This window comes from Neorhizobium galegae bv. orientalis str. HAMBI 540 (assembly GCF_000731315.1).
Lineage (GTDB): Bacteria > Pseudomonadota > Alphaproteobacteria > Rhizobiales > Rhizobiaceae > Neorhizobium > Neorhizobium galegae.
The window spans coordinates 1,122,872-1,141,129 of the sequence record NZ_HG938353.1 but is presented as its reverse complement, the minus strand read 5'-3'; the positions used below and the strand labels follow the sequence as shown (position 1 = coordinate 1,141,129).

Below are 18,258 nucleotides of genomic sequence, written 5' to 3'. Positions count from 1 at the left end.
GCATGGCTACGACGCGCGCCGGCCGATCGATCATCCGACTCCGTTTGAGCCAACAGAACGATTCAATTTAACCCTGAAAGGCTCTAGGCTCGCTCCAGCTGGACGAGGTTCAGCCCGTCCCCCAGCTCGCGGCGCGCCGTCTCGACCAGGCTCATCTGGTGGGTAAAGAGCACGGTCTGAAATTTTTCGCCGGCCGCGGCCAGGGTACGAATGCCGGCCGCAGTCCGTTCGTCGTCAAAGGTCTGGAAGATGTCGTCAAGGATCAGCGGCGCCGGTTCGTTGCGGCTGCAATAATCCTCCAGGAAGGCAAGCCGCAGCGCCAGATAGAGCTGATCGCCGGTGCCTTCGCTCAAGCCGGGAAGCCTCACCTGCTCGCCGGTATTCCGTTCGACCGCGAGCTGCAGCTCGTCGCGCTCGTCATAGACCTGGACAAGGCGCGAGAAACGGCCGCCGGTGAGATCGGCGAAGACCTGCCCTGCCCGCTGCATGACCGGATCGGCCTGGCGCTCGCGATAGGCTTCCATGGAGCTCGCCAGAAGGCCGGCCGCAAGCTTCAGCACCACCCAGCGCCGCGCCAGCTCCTTTGCCTCCACCTCGGCGGCGAGCTTCTGGAAGACGGCGCGCTCGGCACCGATGCCGGTCTCCAGCTCCCGGCGGCGGCGCTCGCTATCGGCCTGGGCAATGCCGAGCGTCTTCATCCGCTCGACCTGCCGGGCATCCTCGGCATCCAGCCTCTCGATTTCCAGGCCGGCGGCGATCTTGTCGAAACCGACGAGGGCCGTACGGGCCTCGTCTTCGCTTGCACCATCCGCCTGTTCGGCAAAGCGTGTGCGGCATTGCGCGAGACTGCCTTCCAGCCGGTTGCGTTCGCGAAGGTCGCGGAGAAGGCCGTCGGCCTCCTCGATATCCTTGGATGCGGCGGCGGCAAGTCCGCGCAGGTCCGCTACAAGTTGTTCCGCGTCGGCCGAGTGCCGGGCAACGGCAAGCTCCGCGCGCTCCAGCGCCGTGGAGAGCGTGGCTTGCTGGTTGGCGGCGGTCCGGGCGCCCATGGCGCGGTCGTTGAGCATGGCGGCGGCGACATCGGCAGGAAGCAAGGCAAGATCCGGCGATACTTCGGCGGCGATTCTGCGCACCTCCGTTTCGAAATCCTCCATGTCCCGGGCCATGCCGCGCACGCGGCGGTCGCGGTTTTCCCGCTCGGAAAGCAAATCCGGGATGGTGCGCCAGACATCCAGCGCCGCAAGCGCCATGTCGACCGTCGCGTCTTCGGAAAGACCCGCCAGGACTGCCGCGTTCGAGAACGTGGAACGCCAGCGCTCGATATCCCGGCGCAAACCGGTCTCGCGCTCCACCAGCTTTTCCAAAGCCTCTTCGGCGGAATGGCGCTTGCCCTCCAGCGACCGGCTTTCGGTCCAGCGCTCGTTGAGTTCTCCGATCCGGCGTTCAAGCCCGCGGGCGAGAGCGGGAGGAGGAAGTGCCACCGCGGCCAGACCGATCGCGTCGGCCAGCCCCAGCAGTGCCGGCTTGAGTTTTTCCGCCCTGAGACGCAGCGTCTCCAGCTCGTCGCGCGCATCGTTCAGCGCACCCGACAGGAGTGAAAGGCCGTCGACGGCACGGCGCCATTCGATCATCCGCTCCGGCGTCGACGGTGCGACGGGTGCTGCATGGAAAAGGTCTTCGAATTCGGTGACCGCGTCGGCGGCGGCAATGCCGCTTTCCATGGCAGTGATCTCGGCAGCGCCGATCGCCTGTTGCAGTTCCCGCTGGCGAAGGGTGAGCTGGGCGTGGCGCGACACACGCTCGGCGTCGGCAAGCGCCGCGTCGGAGAGTCGGTCGGCGTCTTCCACGGCGATCTTCAGTTCGCTCAGATTTTCGGCGGACGGTTTTGTCCCGAGCGCCTCGATCTTTTCGTCGCGGCCGGCTCTTGCCGCCGCGATATCCTCGCGGGAGACGATCCGCCCCTGCCCTTCCAGGGCCGCAAGCTGGCCGGCGATCGCCTTGGCTTCGTCGCGGATGCCGGCAAGTTTCTGGGCAGCCTGAGCGCTCTCCGCTTTGGCCGCGTCGATCAGCCGCCGGTGATGGGTGAGCGTCGCAATATCCGGCAGCGGCACAGAAAGAAGACGGTCGATATCCCTGACCGGCGGGTCGAGGCGGGCAGCAGTGGCAGCGAGATCACTTTCCGCCCGGGCAACCCGCACCTGCAGCGTTTCGACGCTGGAGAGTTCGCTGATGTCGGGACGCAGCGCTGCGAGCTGCTCCGCCCACGGTTTCGGGTCGATCAACCTGCCGTCCGGCCCGTGGTCTCCGAGCCGCCGCAGGACATCCTGCGCGTCCTCGATCTGCTGGCGCAGCTGCTTCAGGCTGCGGTCGAGTTCATTGCCTTCCTCGACAAGTTTGCGGAGGCGCACGAGATCGGCATCGGCCGGCTGGGCGCGCTGAAGCTCTTCGAATTTGCCAAAACCGAGCCGGCGGGCCGACTGGACGATACGCTGGTCGAAATCGTCGACCTCGCCGCGCACCCGGGCGATATCTTCCCGCGCCTTGAGATAGGCGCCCTTATCCGCATGGGCGGCCAGGATCTTGGGCGCCGCGGCGATCAGCGCCTCATCGACATGCACGGCGCTGATCTCGTCGCGCAGACGCGATACCTCTGCCTCCGCAACCTTGAGCGCTTCGGCGTTCTTGTGCTCCGCCTCCAAAGCCGCGGCCAAGCGTTCCTCGAAGCCCGCCGGCAGCGCAGCCAGCGCTTCATATTGCGTGAGCAGTTCCCGCTCGCGGTCGATCTCCCGCAGCACCGGTTCCAGCCGCAGCAGTGTCCGCAAGCGATCGAGGGCGCGCTTGGTTTCCTGCCGCTCGGCCTGCACGGCGGCGAGATCGGTTTCGATCTCGGCCTGTTCGGCGAGCAGCTTTTTCCAATCGCCGGATTTCAGCTCGTTGTCGCGTTCGGCCTTGCGGGCCTCGTCGTGGCTGTCCAGCACCTGATAGAACGAGCGATCCTTGGAGCGACGCGGCGCATAGATGCCGTCGGCCTCCGTATCGAACGACTTGCGCAGGTCCGAAAGCCCGGTCAGTCCGGAGGCTGCGGAAAACAGCAGGCTGCCGATCTCGCCGCCGCTTTTCAGCATCGTCTCGCCGCCGGCCCTGAGCGACGCGGAATCCAGCCCGAAAGCACGTTCGAACACATCGCGGGAGAGCGTGCCGAGGAATGGCGCCAATGCATCCTCGGCCAAGGCCTCTTCCGCCTCGTTGGCGGCGAGCAGCGTGTTCTTACGGCCACGGCGGCGTCGGAATTCGAGCACCTGCCCATCGCGCGCGGTGATCGCGGCACCGACGCGAAGCGCGGTCGCATCATGGAGGAAGCTGTATTCGGCGGCAGTCGGGAAGCCGAACAGCAGGTCGGAGATCGCCGACAGCGCCGAGGATTTTCCGGCCTCGTTCGGTCCGTAGATCACATGCAGTCTGGCATCCGGGCGGAAGGTCAGCATCCGGTCGGTCAACGCGCCGTAGCGCAGAATATCGAGGCGATTAAAACGCATGGATCAGCCAGCCCTCGCCGCACGCGAGAGCAGGAGATCGCGGGCCTCGGCCAGCAGCGCTTCGGCATCGTCGCCGAGCGCCAGATCGCCGGCGCCGATGCCGCCCGGCAGGCGGGCGGTGATCTCGGCGATCTTGGCGTTGGCATCGGCGAGCAGTTCCGGGGCGAAGCCGCCCATCGGGATGAGGCCTTCGAGGCCGAGCATGTCGGTCGCGACGCTCGTCCCGTTTGTTGCCGGTTCGAGCCGCAGTTCCAGCTTTTCGAGCCAGATATCCTGGTGAGAGCGATGGCAGGCCGCCTGCACCTCATCGCGAAAATCCTCGGCGCGGGCCATGACTTCGTTGCGGAAGCGGCTTTTGCCCGTCAGGCGGATGCGCAGCGCCAAGGGCCGGCCTTCCATCCGCTCGACGACATCTTCCAGCGCATTCTCGATGCGGCGCAGAATCGCCGGGATGTTGTCGTCCGGTTCGACCGCGACCACGAGTTCGGCAAAGCGGGCGCTGTCGGTGATGATCCGCTCATGGGTGATACGACTGTCCTCGACGGTCACCAATACCGCGCCCTTCGCCCCCTGTTCGCGGATCGAACGACCCTGGAGATTGCCCGGGAAGACAACCAGCGGGTCTTCGGCGACGATCTCGAAATCATGCACGTGGCCAAGCGCCCAGTAGTCGTAACCGCGCGAGCGCAGGTCCTCGACCGAGCACGGGGCGTAAGGCGCATGCGGCTCGCGGCCCGTGAGCGAGGTGTGCAGCACGCCGATGTTGAACCAGCCCGCTTCCGGCTTCGGATAGGCCAGCGCCAGGTTATCGACCGCCGAGCGCTCGGCAAAACCCTGGCCGTGCAGCGCAACCTTCAAATGATCGAGCTTGAAGCTGCCCGGTTTGTTGACCGGGAACTCGCTGACATTCTTCGGCAACGTAATCGTTTTGGTGATGACGCTTTCGGCGTCGTGATTGCCCTTCAGGAGGAAGACCGGGATGCCGGCACGCTCCAGCCGCGCCACTTCGCGGTTGAAGAACAGGCCGATCTTGTTGTCCTTCCAGTCGCCGTCATAGACGTCGCCGGCGACGATAAAGAAGTCCACCTTGCGTTCGACCGCCTGGTCGACCAGGCCTGAAAATGCCCTGCGGCTCGCCTCGATGAACAGTTCGGCGATCGCGGCATCCTTCAGCGCCAGCCCCTGGAAGGGACTGCCGAGATGCAGGTCTGCGGCGTGAATGAATCGGAAGGAGGTCATCGAATCGCTTGTTTCGGTTGCCGGAGCTGATCAGGTGTTTTAGGCAAATGCCGGGCACGAAGAAAGCTCAGGGTTCCGCAGCCTGTGGATAGCCCAATCTTATTCGGAGGACATCATGAGAAACCACGCGTTCGGACGCACATCCTTCACCGTCAGCGAGATCGGTTTCGGCGCCTGGCAGATCGGCGGCTCCTGGGGCGACGTCGCCGAAGCGGACGGTGCCAAGGCGCTGGAAGCGGCGCTCGATGCCGGTGTCACCTTCATCGACACCGCCGACGTTTATGGCGACGGCCGTTCGGAAAAGATCATTGCCGGGGTCCTGAAATCGCGCGGCAGCAATCGCCCGATGGTCGCGACCAAGGCCGGTCGGCGTCTCAGCCCGCATGTCGCCGACGGCTATACCAAGGCCAATCTCGAAGGCTTCATCGACCGCAGCCTCAAGAATCTCGAAATCGACAGCCTCGACCTCGTGCAGCTCCACTGCCCGCCGACCGAAGTACTCTACCGGCCCGAAGTCTTTGGCGCGCTCGATGATCTGCGCCGCGCTGGCAAGATCAAGAACTACGGGGTCAGCGTCGAGAAGGTCGAGGAAGCGCTGAAGGCGATCGAATATCCCGACGTCACCAGCATCCAGATCATCTACAACATCTTTCGCCAGCGCCCGGCGGACCTGTTCTTCAGGGAGGCCAAGCAGAAGAACGTCGCGGTCATCGTCCGCGTGCCGCTCGCAAGCGGGCTGTTGTCCGGCAAGATCACCCGCGATACGGCGTTCGCCAAGGACGACCATCGCAACTTCAACCGGCATGGCGACGCCTTCGATGTTGGCGAGACTTTTGCCGGTGTACCGTTCGAAGTCGGCCTCCAGGCGGTCGAGGAAGTCCGCAAACTGGTGCCGCAGGGAGCGTCGATGGCGGCTTTCGCGCTGAAATGGATCCTGATGAACGAGGCGGTCACCGTCGTCATTCCGGGCGCCCGCAACGAGGCGCAGGCCAGGGGCAATGCGGCAGCGGCCGAGCTTGCCGCACTTTCGGCCGACGTGATGACGGCGACCAAGGAAATCTATGCGCGGCTGGTTGCCCCGCACGTGCATCAGCGCTGGTAGGAACGCTGAGCTTGCCGTCACGCACCACGCAGTCCCCGACAGGCGGATGACAGTTTTCACATCCGGAGTTGTGATTGGCAGCGATTTGCGGCTCGTAAAAAAGGCCCGGGAATAACCCGGGCCTTTTCGAAATATGAGACTGTAACAGGATGCCTCAAAGGCAGCGCGTTAGCTGTTGACTGCGTCCTTCAGGCCCTTACCGGCCGAGAACTTCGGCACGTTACGTGCCGGGATGTCGACTTCGGCGCCGGTCGACGGATTACGACCCTTGGACGCTTCGCGACGGGAAACGGAGAAGCTGCCGAAACCGGCAAGACGGATATCGCCGCCCTTCTTCAGTTCAGCCTGTACGGTCTCAAAAACGGCGTCTACAGCGGATGCGGCATCAGCCTTAGAGAGGCCGGCCTTCTCGGCCACTGCGGATACCAACTCATTCTTATTCATGTTTCCACCCCTTTCAAACGGTTTTGGAACGACTCATGTAATCGGGGCAGACAATAGTCAGGCGCCCGCCCGTGGCAACCCAAAAGCTCCGCAATCGCCTGAAAAACAAGGGGTAGACGTTATTTTTCACAAAAAAAGCCGGCGTTGTGCCGGCTTTTTTTCATTGCTGGTGCCAATTTGGCATAACCAAAAGACTATCGATCAGTGGGCTATGGTTACGCCCGCGTCGTCCACACCTTCGACCGTGGTGATCAGCGGCGTTTCCACCGTGCCATCCCATTCGATCGGTTCCGGCTGACGGACGAGCGCGTGACGGATCACCTCGCCCATGCGGGAAACCGGAATGATCTCCATGTTGTTTTTCACGTTGTCCGGAATCTCGGCCAGATCCTTGGCGTTCTCTTCCGGGATCAGAACGGTCTTGATGTTGCCGCGAAGGGCGGCAAGCAGCTTTTCCTTGAGGCCGCCGATCGGCAGCACGCGGCCGCGAAGGGTGATCTCGCCGGTCATCGCCACGTCCTTGCGGACCGCGATGCCGGTCATGATCGAGACGATCGCGGTCGCCATGCCGACACCGGCCGACGGTCCGTCCTTCGGGGTTGCCCCTTCCGGCACGTGAACGTGGATGTCCGACTTGTCAAAGCGCGGTGGTTCGATGCCGAAATCGATCGCACGCGAACGGACATAGGAAGCCGCCGCGGAGATAGATTCCTTCATGACTTCCTTGAGGTTGCCGGTGACCGTCATGCGGCCCTTGCCCGGCATCATCACGCCTTCGATCGTCAGCAGCTCACCACCGACTTCCGTCCAGGCGAGACCGGTGACCACGCCAACCTGATCCTCGCCCTCGGCTTCGCCGTGGCGGAACCGCGGGACGCCGAGGTAGTCGGAGATGTTGGCCGCGGTGATCGCAACCGACTTGGTCTTGCCCTTGATGATCTCGGTGACCGCCTTGCGGGCGAGCTTCATCAGTTCACGCTCATAGCTACGAACGCCGGCTTCGCGGGTGTACTGCTGGCTGATCGCCATCAGGGCATCGTCGGTGATCGAGAATTCGTTCGGCTGCAGGGCATGTTCCTTGATCGCCTTCGGCAGAAGGTGACGCTTGGCGATCTCGCGCTTTTCATCCTCGGTGTAACCGGCGATGCGGATGATTTCCATACGGTCCATCAGCGGTGCTGGGATGTTCAGCGTGTTCGCCGTGGTGATGAACATCACGTCGGACAGGTCGTATTCGACTTCCAGGTAATGGTCCATGAAGGTCGAGTTCTGCGCCGGATCCAGCACTTCGAGCAACGCCGAAGACGGGTCGCCGCGGAAATCCATGCCCATCTTGTCGATTTCGTCGAGCAGGAAGAGCGGGTTGGACTTCTTGGCCTTCTTCATCGACTGGATGACCTTGCCGGGCATCGAGCCGATATAGGTGCGGCGGTGACCGCGGATTTCGGCTTCGTCACGAACACCGCCGAGAGCCATGCGCACGTATTCGCGGCCGGTCGCCTTGGCGATCGACTGGGCGAGCGAGGTCTTGCCGACGCCCGGAGGCCCGACGAGGCACAGGATCGGACCCTTGAGCTTGGTCGCGCGGGCCTGCACGGCGAGATATTCGATGATGCGTTCCTTGACCTTGTCGAGGCCGAAGTGATCGGCTTCGAGGATCTTCTCGGCATTGTTGAGGTCGACCTTGACCTTCGACTTCTTGGCCCACGGAATGCCGAGCAGCCAGTCGAGATAGTTGCGCACGACGGTGGCTTCCGCCGACATCGGGCTCATCTGCTTGAGCTTCTTCAGCTCGGCGTCTGCCTTTTCCTTGGCTTCCTTGGACAGCTTGGTCTTGGAAATGCGCTCTTCCAGTTCGGCCATCTCGTCGCGGCCTTCTTCGCCGTCGCCGAGCTCCTTCTGGATCGCCTTCATCTGTTCGTTGAGATAGTATTCGCGCTGGGTCTTCTCCATCTGGCGTTTTACACGCGAGCGGATGCGCTTTTCCACCTGCAGGACGGAGATCTCGCCTTCCATGAAGCCGAGCGCCTTTTCGAGGCGCAGCTTGACGGAAACCGTTTCCAGCATTTCCTGCTTTTCGGTGATCTTGATCGACAGATGCGAGGCAACCGTATCGGCCAGCTTCGAATAGTCTTCGATCTGGCTTGCGGCGCCCACCACTTCCGGCGAGATCTTCTTGTTGAGCTTCACGTAGTTTTCGAACTCGGAAACCACGGAACGCGACAGGGCTTCGACCTCGACCGCATCCTCGTCGGGTTCGGCAAGAACGCTCGCCGTCGCTTCGTAGAATTCTTCACGGTCGGTATAGCCGTCGATCTTGGCGCGCGAACGGCCTTCGACCAGAACCTTGACGGTGCCGTCGGGCAGCTTCAGGAGCTGCAGCACGTTGGCGACGGTGCCGACCTTGTAGATTGCCGAGGGTTCGGGATCGTCGTCGCCGGCGTTGATCTGGGTGACCAGCATGATCTGCTTGTCAGAACCCATCACCTCTTCGAGCGCGCGAATAGACTTCTCCCGTCCGACGAACAAAGGCACGATCATATGCGGAAAGACCACAATGTCGCGCAGCGGCAGCACCGGATAGGTTTCGCTACCAGTCGCAGACGTTGAATTCGTCATTTCATTTCCTTTCCATCGTCCCGTTTCCGGGATACGTCCCGGGGCAAATCACCCGGGCATTTCACTCTCGCCCAAAGTGGAGTTTTAGAAATTTGATTTCAAGCCTTGTAGGCCGCCGTCGCCTAACGAATGTGACAGGTGCATTACAAAGCGTGTACACACAAACGCCACGCGGAACGCCAAAGGACACGGGACGCGACCACCGGACCTGCCAACCTGAGATCACACCCAAACGAAGCAACCGGAGCGTCGATGATCTTCCCGCACAGTCTCTAATGCAAGGCGAATATGGTGCAATTCTTCGCGAGGCAAAAATGGTGGAAAAATCAAAAAAAGCAAGGCTGTTCGCCGACATAAAAAAGAGGCCCCGATAGGGCCTCTTCAAGCTCCGGAACGGAACGGCCCGCTTCAAGCCGAAACGTTCGCCTTTTCATCCTGCCGGTCGGCATAGATGTAGAGCGGCCGGGCGTTTCCACGCACGACATCGTCCGAGATGACCACTTCGCGCACGCCTTCGAGCGTCGGCAGTTCGAACATGGTGTCGAGAAGGATCTTCTCCATGATCGAGCGCAGGCCGCGGGCGCCGGTCTTGCGGGTGATCGCCCGCTTGGCAATCTCGCGCAGCGCATCCTCGTGGAAGGTCAGATCGACGTCTTCCATCTCGAACAGGCGCTGGTACTGCTTGATCAGCGCGTTCTTCGGTTCCGACAGGATCTGGATCAGCGCATCCTCGTCGAGGTCTTCGAGGGTTGCCAGAACCGGCAGACGGCCGATGAATTCCGGAATGAGGCCGAACTTCACCAGATCTTCCGGCTCCAGTTCGCGCAGCACTTCGCCGACGCGACGGTCATCCGCGGACTTGACGGAGGCACCGAAGCCGATCGAGGTCTTTTCGCCGCGAGCCGAGATGATCTTGTCGAGACCCGCGAAGGCGCCGCCGCAGATGAACAGTATGTTCGTCGTGTCGACCTGCAGGAATTCCTGCTGCGGATGCTTGCGGCCGCCCTGGGGCGGTACCGAAGCAACCGTGCCTTCCATGATCTTCAGAAGCGCCTGCTGCACGCCCTCGCCCGACACATCGCGGGTGATCGACGGGTTGTCGGACTTGCGGGAGATCTTGTCGACTTCGTCGATATAGACGATGCCGCGCTGGGCGCGTTCGACATTGTAATCCGCAGACTGCAGAAGCTTCAGGATGATGTTTTCGACGTCCTCGCCGACATAGCCGGCTTCGGTCAGCGTCGTGGCGTCTGCCATCGTGAAGGGAACGTCGATGATGCGGGCGAGCGTCTGGGCAAGATAGGTCTTGCCGCAGCCGGTCGGGCCGACCAGCATGATGTTCGACTTCGCAAGCTCGACATCGCCACCCTTGGAGGCATGCGCGAGGCGCTTGTAATGGTTATGCACCGCGACCGACAGGATACGCTTGGCCTGCTTCTGGCCGATGACGTATTCGTCGAGGACCTTGATGATATCCTGCGGCGTGGGTACGCCGTCGCGGGACTTGACCATCGAGGTCTTGTTCTCTTCGCGGATGATGTCCATGCACAGTTCGACGCATTCATCGCAGATGAATACGGTCGGCCCGGCGATCAGCTTCCGGACTTCGTGCTGGCTCTTTCCGCAGAAAGAGCAATATAGGGTATTCTTGGAGTCGCCGCCGTTGCTGCCGCTGACTTTGCTCATATCACTTTCCTTCCAGCACTCCGCACTCACGTCAAAACGGGCGCGGTCCACTCTACCGCTTGCCGGCGCGCGCCCGACGGGCCTTGCGCGCCTGCCTTGCCTTAAGGGTACTCTACCGATCCTGCGCACATCATGCGGGATCAGCGGCAACGAAACCCCTAAGAAACGAATGCTATGTCATAAAAGTTCAACACAGCATTAATAAGTACTAATAGCGCTTTCCGTGCGACTTGAAACCCCTTTTTGCTCACATCGGGGTGAGGTGCACGGGTCGCGCCATCAGACTCAGTCTCCGGAGCCACCTTCCATTTCCTGACGCGATGTCAGGATCTTGTCGATGACACCCCAATCCTGGGCTTCGTCCGACGTCATGAAGTGGTCGCGGTCGAGGGTCTTTTCAACTTCCTCCAACGTGCGGCCCGTGTGCTTCACGTAAACCTCGTTAAGACGTCTTTTCATCTTCAATATGTCACGGGCATGGCGTTCGATGTCGGACGCCTGACCCTGGAAGCCGCCGGACGGCTGGTGAACCATGATGCGCGCGTTCGGGGTGGCAAAGCGCATCCCCTTTTCGCCGGCGCACAGGAGCAGCGAGCCCATCGAGGCTGCCTGGCCGATGCAGAGCGTCGAAACCGCCGGCCTGATGAACTGCATCGTATCGTAGATGGCCATGCCGGCGGTCACGACGCCGCCGGGCGAATTGATGTAGAGGGCGATTTCCTTCTTCGGATTTTCCGCTTCCAGGAAGAGAAGCTGGGCGCAGATCAGCGACGCCGTATAATCTTCCACGGGGCCGGTGAGGAAGATGATGCGCTCTTTCAGAAGACGCGAATAGATGTCGTATGAGCGCTCACCGCGATTGGTCTGTTCGACGACCATCGGCACCAAGGCCATTGCGGTATCAACTGGATTTCTCATGTCCGTCCTTTGTCAAGCTTCTCTTGATCCCTGGCCGAAGGCAGAAAGGCGCTCCGGAATCAAATGGAATGGGTCATCCCTACATAGAGTGTCAACGCCCGGTACTTCAAGACGGAGCATCCGATATCCTTAACTGCCCGGGGATGCGCGAGGCTGACCGCTATTACGATTCCTGCCGGGCGACAGCCTGCGGACGCCCCATTTCACCCGATGGCACAGGTTTTTGCGCGATCAGGGTAAAGCAGGCGTGAATTTCGGCTCGAAATCTCACCGCAACCGGGTCTGAGCCCAGGGTTTTCCAGAATCCGTGCAACTTCGTCTTAAAGACTGCATGTCATGTTGGGCGCGCTCGACATCGAGCACTGGAGTTTGGGGTGGACATTTTAACGGGCCTGATGATCTGGGCGGCGGAGGCGCTGACGCTTGCGGCCCTCCTGTGCTCACGCTGGTATTACGAGCGGGACCGCTTCTACCTGAGCTGGGGCGGCGGGTTTGCGCTGCACGGGATCGGCGTCATCCTGGTCGCGTTGCGCGGCGACATCCCTGATTTCATCTCCATCCAGATCGCCAATACGCTGGTGCTCGGCGGCGTCGGCCTGTGGATTGCCGGCCTCCTGCAGTTCGATCGAAAGCCCGTCGAGGCCTATATCGCCATCCCAGCGCTTCTCTGGGTGGCCGGCATGTTCCTCTATCCGGTTCGCGAGAACTTCGCCAACCGGGTTGCTCTCCACAACGTTGCGACCATGGTCGGCCATGCGATCATGATTTATATTCTCCTCAGGAACAACGGCGCGTCGAAGATGACGCGGCGGGTGCTTGCGACCTTCCTTGCCGTGCAATTTTGCGCGAACGGCGTGGTTGCAGTTCTGGTGGTAGCCGGTGAGGCGAAATCCATTGGCGTATCGCCGCACTCCGCCTGGCTGCTCTTCCCGGCGGCAATCTGCTTCATCGCCAGCATCATGACCGGCGCGAAGCTCTTGACCGAGCGCTCGGAAGAGAAGCTCAAGACGCTTGCCGTCACCGACCCTTTGACCGGCGTTCTCAACCGGCGCGGCCTGATCGACCAGTTCCATGCCCTGAGAAAACTCGAGAACGAGGAGAAGCCGCTGATCGCGCTCCTGCATTTCGACCTCGACAACTTCAAGCAGATCAATGACCGCTGCGGCCATCAGGCGGGCGATTCGGTGCTGGTCGCCTTTTCGCAGGTCGGCCAGACGTCGATGCGCAGCCGCGGTTTCTTCGGCCGCATGGGCGGCGAGGAATTCGCCTCCATCCTGCGCGTCGGCGACATGATCGAGGCCGCCAGCATCGCCGAGGCGATCCGCCTGACGCTCAAACGCCAGACCATCGTCGCCGGAGAGCACAATATCACGGTCACCGTCAGCGCCGGCATCGCGCTTGCGGGCGCCGGAACCGCCGACCTCGATCTTCTGCTCAGCGCCGCGGACCGGGCACTTTACACAGCTAAGGACAGCGGCCGCGACCGCACCGCGATAGATACCGGCACCGAAGCCTCGATCGTTCCGGCCGTCGACCGGCAGGGCGAGGACGAAGCCCCGACGGACGTCCGCGCCAGCCGGCAGGTCGCAGCCCTGAAACGCCTCGCTTCGCTCGGTAAGCGCTGACATCCTCTTGTTCTCGTCATCCTGAAACCCACATTCCTCCGCAGGGATTCAAACGCGGAGGGCGCGCCATGCGGGCGAGATTTTTCGGGACAAGTTTCTTCACCGGCATCCTTCTTTCCTCGGCGCTTTCCGCCTTGATGCTTTCGGCCGGAACAACGCTGGCGCAGCAGGCGTCCGATACGGTTGCGCCGGAGCGGGCGACCGGGTTCACCTCGGCCAAGCGTGTCGAGACCAAGAACTTCATGGTCGCCGCCGCCAATCCGCTGGCAGCCGAGGCCGGGCGGGACGTGATCGCCAAGGGTGGCAATGCGATCGACGCCCTGATCGCGGTCCAAACCGTGCTCGGCCTTGTCGAGCCGCAGAGTTCCGGCCTCGGCGGCGGCTCGTTCCTCGTCTATTACGATGCGGCCGCCAACAGGCTCACCACGTTCGACGGCCGCGAGACGGCACCGATGGAGGCTACGCCGAAACTCTTCCTCGATGCCCAGGGCCAGCCGTTGAAATTCATGGACGCGGTGGTTGGCGGCCGATCGGTCGGCACGCCCGGCACGGTGCGCCTCCTCTCCGAAGTCCATAAGCGCTACGGCAAGGCCGACTGGGCGAGCCTGTTCGAACGGGCGGAGAAGCTCGCCGCAAGCGGTTTCCAGGTCTCGCCCCGCATGGCTTCGCTGATCGCCGCCGAAGGCGACCGGCTGAAGAAATACGACGGTCCCCGCGGCTACTTCTACGACGCTTCAGGCGCGCCACTGAAGGCCGGCGCGGTGCTCAAGAACCCAGCCTATGCCGAGACGCTGAAGACGATCGCGACCGGCGGCGCCGACGCCTTCTACAAGGGGCCGATCGCCGAGGCGATCGTCAAGACGGTGCGAGAAGCACCGGGCAATCCCGGCGTCCTGTCGCTCGCCGACCTCGCCAACTACCGCGTCAAGGAACGCGAGCCGGTCTGCGCCGCCTACCGGGCGCTCGACGTCTGCGGCATGGGTCCGCCCTCCTCCGGCGCGGTCGCGATCGGCCAGATGCTCGGCGCGATCGAGAATTTCGACATCAAGGCACTCGGTTTCCAGAACGCCGAAAGCTGGCGGATCATCGGCGACGCCCAGCGCCTCGCCTTTGCCGACCGCGAACGGTATCTGGCCGATCCGGATTTTCAGCCCTTGCCGATCAAGGGCCTGCTGAAGAAGGACTATCTCGGCAAGCGCGCTGCCCTGCTCGACGGTACGAAAGCTCTCGCATTGGACCAGGTTAAGGCCGGCGAGCCGGAATGGGACCATGCGCTGCTGTTCGGCCGCGACGCGGCGATCGAGATGCCCTCCACCAGTCATTTCGTCATCGTCGACAGAGAGGGTAACGTCGTGTCGATGACCACGACGATCGAAAGCGGGTTCGGCTCGCGGCTGATGACGAACGGCTTCCTGCTCAACAACGAGCTCACCGATTTCTCCTTCAAGACCCATGATGGCAGCCTGTCCGTCGCCAACCGTGTCGAGCCGGGCAAGCGGCCGCGTTCCTCGATGGCGCCGACGATCGTGATGAAGGACGGCAAGCCGCTGCTGGCAATCGGTTCGCCCGGCGGCAGCCAGATCATCGGTTACGTCGCCCAGGCGCTGATCGCCTATATCGACTGGGGCATGCCTGTGGAGCAGATCGTCGCCCAGCCGCATTTCATCAACCGGTTCGGGCCTTATGAGATCGAGGCCGGCACAGAGGCCGAAAAGTTCGCGGAGCCGTTGAAGGCGCTCGGTTACGAGGTGAAGCCGGGCGAGATGAATTCCGGCCTGCACGCGATCGAGATCACCGCGAGCGGTCTCGTGGGCAGCGCCGACCCGCGCCGCGAGGGCGTGGCGGTCGGGGAATGATCAATCGGCGCCGTAGACGAGCGCCGTCTTCGTCCTGCCTTTCGGATCGATGAACGGCGAGCCGCTGAGCGCAGTCATCGCCGTCCAGGCGTTGCGGACGACCTTGGCATCCGCCTCGCCGTCGTCGAGGGCGAAACGAAAGCTGAATTCGGCTGCGATCGGCTCCAGCGCCTTGTCTTCCTTCCACCACAGGATCAACGCGCACTCGGCCCCGACCTTTTTCGAGAGGTTCAGCCAGCCATCCTCGAAGACGTGCTCGATCACTTTCAGGCCCGAAACGGTTTGAACCTTTTCCTTCAGCGGCGGCAGCGACGCGCTGTCGAGTTTCTCGAAAGGGGCGAGGCAGTCGCCAATGGTCAGGAGTTTCTTTCGGGGGCCGAACGCGGCCTCGACGGAGCGGCTGAAAAGCGCCCAGAAGCCCGGCATTCCGGATCGCGGAACCGCCTTGACGTCCTCTTCGAACTTGCCCCGTCCGCGCCCTTCCCGCAGCCGGAACGCCGGCGCCCCAGCGAGCAGACGGTCCCCATGGCGGAATTTCAACGTCGCATCCCAGTCGCCCTTGGCGGCGACCGGTCGTCGCATCCGGAAAACGAGATCCGATCGCTCGTAGAGAGCCTTGTCCGGCGTATCGAGGAAAAACACGTTTCGCTGCTTGTCCGGCTCCAACAGGTTCAGTTTGCCGCTTGCGCCGATCCCGGTTTCGCCGAGCCGATTGACCGTGTCCGTCCAGAAATCTGCGGCCTTCGAACGGTAGGCGGCTTCGTCGCCGGCAAACTCCGGCGCGTGCAGCGTCAGCTTGTATTCGCGAGACGACAGCTTCAACCTATCCCTCCCCCCAAGGCCCCAAACTCCCCGTGCATGATGGACCATGCGCGCAATCTTGAATTGCGTCAATTCAGCCCGCTTTCCCCATCGACTGAAATTCGCTAGGTCTCCTGGCATGACCATTCTGCCCGATTTTCTCCACATCAATCCTCAAACGCGCCACGTCTCGCTGGACGGCCGCAATCCGGCTTTCTACAGCGACCCGAACCGCGTCTACGCCCTCCTCCACGAACATTGTCCGACTTTCTACTGGGAAGAACAGCGGCAATGGTTCTTCACCGGCTACGACCACGTGAACGGGCTGTTGCGCGACCGTCGCTTCGGGCGGCAGATCCTGCATATCGCCAGCCGGGAGGAACTCGGCCTGCCCGAGCCCTTGGCTCATCTCGAAAACTTCAATCTCGCCGAGCGGTATTCACTGCTGGAGCTTGAACCGCCGGAGCACACCCGGCTTCGCACGCTCGTCAACCGCGCCTTCGTTTCGCGGCATATCGAAAAGCTCCGGCCGGAGATCGCAAAACTTGCCGAAAGGCTGATCGACGGGTTCGAAGGCCAAGGCGAGACGGAGCTGCTTTCCTCCTTCGCCGACATCATTCCGGTAACGATGATCGCCCGGATGATCGGCATCCCGGACGAGATGGGGCCGCAGCTTCTCAAATGGTCGCATGCCTATGTCGGCATGTACATGTTCAAGCGGACGCGGCAGGACGAATATGCCGCCGACCGCGCGGCCGGGGAATTTTCCGACTACGTCAAAGGCCTGATCGCTGAGCGCCGCCGGGAACCGCGCGAAGATCTCCTCACCCACATGATCCATACGGAGCACAAGGGCCAGTATCTCACCGACGACGAACTGGTCTCGACCACCATCGTGCTGCTCAATGCCGGCCACGAGGCGACGGTGCATCAGATCGGCAATTCGGTGCGGGTGATCCTGGAGAGCGGCCTTCCGCCGGCAGACCTTTTCCGCGACGAGGCCGCGACCGAGCGAACGGTCGAGGAGACGTTGCGCATCTGTGCGCCGGTGCATATCTTCCAGCGCTGGGCGCTCGAGGACGTCGAGATAGACGGGCTTTCCTTCAAGCGTGGCGACAAGGTGAGCCTGATCCTCGCCGCCGCCAATCTCGATCCGAATAAATTCTCCGATCCGCTGGCCTTCAAGCCCGACCGGCAGGAAGCCCAAAACCTCTCCTTCGGTGCCGGCATCCATTTCTGCATCGGCGCGCCGCTCGCAAGGCTGGAACTCAATACCGTGCTGCCGATCCTGTTTCGGCGACTGCCCGGCATGCGGATCACGAGGACGCCGGTGGTCAAAGACGTCTATCATTTCCACGGACTGGAGCGGCTGGACCTAGCCTGGCGACAGGGAAGCCCGGCTCTCTAAATAGTTCCCAAAATTAGTGTGCAACTGCGGACCTATGCCGCAGTTGCACTTCGCAATCAGGCGCCAGCGACAACTCCGTAGCGGGTTGCCGGCTTGTTGAGCGACAGGTAGGGGCGAAGCCCGCCGCGGGCGGTCGTGTAGGCCTCATAAAGCTGGGTATCGGCAAGCGACGGCATGGTGACGAGTTCGCCGCGGTCGAGACCCACAAGCGCCGCATCGACAAGGTCGCCGACTTCCATGACCGAGTTCGGGTCGAGATTGTCCATCGAGCCGCCAACCCGATCGAAGATTTCGGTGCGGGTATAGCCGGGCAGGACCGCCTGGATCCAGACGCCGGTGTCCTTCAATTCGGCAGCGAGGGCTTCCGTCAAGGCCAGTACGAAGGCCTTGCTGGCGGCATAGGTGCCGCTGAAGAATTCTGCGGCGAGCGCGACGGCGGAGGCGATGTTGACGATGGCGCCCTTACCCCGGGCGACAAAGGCCTGGGCCGCCGCAACGGCGAGGCGGTTGGCGGCGGTGACGTTGAGGTCGACCATCTGGTCGAGATAATCCGGATCGGCCTTCAGCAGCGGACCCTTCGGGCCAATGCCGGCATTGTTGATGAAGAGCGTGATCGAGCCGTCCTCGCGCAGGCGCTTGTCAACGGCGAGCACATCGGCACGCTGGCTGAGGTCGGCACGTAGCACGTCCGCCTTGATCCCATGTTCGCTTGCCAGCCGAGCGGCAAGCGCCTTCAGGCGGTCCGCGTCGCGGGCGACGAGGACGAGGTCATAGCCGCGCTTGGCGAGCTTTTCCGCATAGGTAGCGCCAATGCCCGACGATGCGCCGGTCACGAGTGCGGTTCCGAGTTTCGAGGTGTTGGTCATGGTCCATCTCCTTTGGTTTTCGCTGGAATTCTTGCCGGCGTCTTCAGTATCTGGAATTTACTGGCATATGCCACTATATATGAAAGGCACGATTTGAAGCTGCAAGAGGCGGCCGCAAATTTTTCATCGGAGTGGAAGGGCCAGCCAAAAGCGGGCAT

At 62.3% G+C, this 18,258-nt stretch carries 12 protein-coding genes; 4 read left to right on the top strand and 8 right to left on the bottom strand.

All coding sequences use genetic code 11. From position 1 onward, the window contains the following. Positions 1 to 83 precede the first annotated feature (83 nt). On the bottom strand, positions 84 to 3,536 hold the full coding sequence (locus RG540_RS05835; RefSeq protein ID WP_038585648.1) for an ATP-binding protein: 3,453 nt from the start codon (positions 3,534 to 3,536) through the stop codon (positions 84 to 86). 3 nt (positions 3,537 to 3,539) lie between these two features. After that, a complete protein-coding gene (locus RG540_RS05830; RefSeq protein WP_038585645.1) occupies positions 3,540 to 4,775 on the bottom strand; it encodes a metallophosphoesterase family protein in 1,236 nt (411 codons plus the stop codon). A gap of 115 nt (positions 4,776 to 4,890) precedes the next feature. Here RG540_RS05830 and RG540_RS05825 point away from each other — a divergent pair, with 115 nt between their 5' ends. Beyond that, positions 4,891 to 5,877 (top strand): aldo/keto reductase, encoded by a 987-nt coding sequence (locus RG540_RS05825; RefSeq protein ID WP_038585642.1) that lies wholly within the window; start codon positions 4,891 to 4,893, stop codon positions 5,875 to 5,877. A gap of 168 nt (positions 5,878 to 6,045) precedes the next feature. On the opposite strand, the gene hupB is transcribed toward RG540_RS05825, so the two are convergent. From hupB to clpP, 4 genes are all read right to left on the bottom strand, one after another. Further along, positions 6,046 to 6,321 (bottom strand): DNA-binding protein HupB, encoded by a 276-nt coding sequence (hupB, locus tag RG540_RS05820; protein WP_007753405.1) that lies wholly within the window; start codon positions 6,319 to 6,321, stop codon positions 6,046 to 6,048. 201 nt (positions 6,322 to 6,522) lie between these two features. Continuing rightward, complete coding sequence (gene lon, locus RG540_RS05815; RefSeq protein ID WP_038585639.1) at positions 6,523 to 8,940, bottom strand: endopeptidase La; 2,418 nt, start codon at positions 8,938 to 8,940, stop codon at positions 6,523 to 6,525. Positions 8,941 to 9,348: 408 nt separating this feature from the next. Continuing rightward, positions 9,349 to 10,626, bottom strand: a complete 1,278-nt coding sequence (clpX, locus tag RG540_RS05810; protein ID WP_038541942.1) for an ATP-dependent Clp protease ATP-binding subunit ClpX — start codon at positions 10,624 to 10,626, stop codon at positions 9,349 to 9,351. Between the two features lie 285 nt (positions 10,627 to 10,911). Then, on the bottom strand, positions 10,912 to 11,544 hold the full coding sequence (gene clpP / locus RG540_RS05805; protein WP_038585636.1) for an ATP-dependent Clp endopeptidase proteolytic subunit ClpP: 633 nt from the start codon (positions 11,542 to 11,544) through the stop codon (positions 10,912 to 10,914). Positions 11,545 to 11,918: 374 nt separating this feature from the next. Between clpP and RG540_RS05800 the strand changes: the two genes are divergently transcribed. Beyond that, a complete protein-coding gene (locus RG540_RS05800) occupies positions 11,919 to 13,169 on the top strand; it encodes a GGDEF domain-containing protein (protein WP_151041626.1) in 1,251 nt (416 codons plus the stop codon). A gap of 68 nt (positions 13,170 to 13,237) precedes the next feature. After that, positions 13,238 to 15,025: a gamma-glutamyltransferase gene (ggt, locus tag RG540_RS05795; RefSeq protein WP_038585629.1), complete on the top strand. Its 1,788-nt coding sequence runs from the start codon at positions 13,238 to 13,240 to the stop codon at positions 15,023 to 15,025. Here ggt and RG540_RS05790 read toward each other — a convergent pair whose 3' ends face one another. Then, positions 15,026 to 15,847 carry a hypothetical protein gene (locus RG540_RS05790; RefSeq protein WP_038585626.1) on the bottom strand — a complete coding sequence of 274 codons (822 nt, stop codon included), beginning with the start codon at positions 15,845 to 15,847 and terminating at the stop codon, positions 15,026 to 15,028. A gap of 118 nt (positions 15,848 to 15,965) precedes the next feature. Between RG540_RS05790 and RG540_RS05785 the strand changes: the two genes are divergently transcribed. Continuing rightward, positions 15,966 to 17,234 (top strand): cytochrome P450, encoded by a 1,269-nt coding sequence (locus RG540_RS05785; RefSeq protein WP_038585624.1) that lies wholly within the window; start codon positions 15,966 to 15,968, stop codon positions 17,232 to 17,234. A gap of 56 nt (positions 17,235 to 17,290) precedes the next feature. Here RG540_RS05785 and RG540_RS05780 read toward each other — a convergent pair whose 3' ends face one another. Beyond that, positions 17,291 to 18,100: an SDR family NAD(P)-dependent oxidoreductase gene (locus RG540_RS05780; RefSeq protein ID WP_038585621.1), complete on the bottom strand. Its 810-nt coding sequence runs from the start codon at positions 18,098 to 18,100 to the stop codon at positions 17,291 to 17,293. Positions 18,101 to 18,258: the final 158 nt, after the last annotated feature.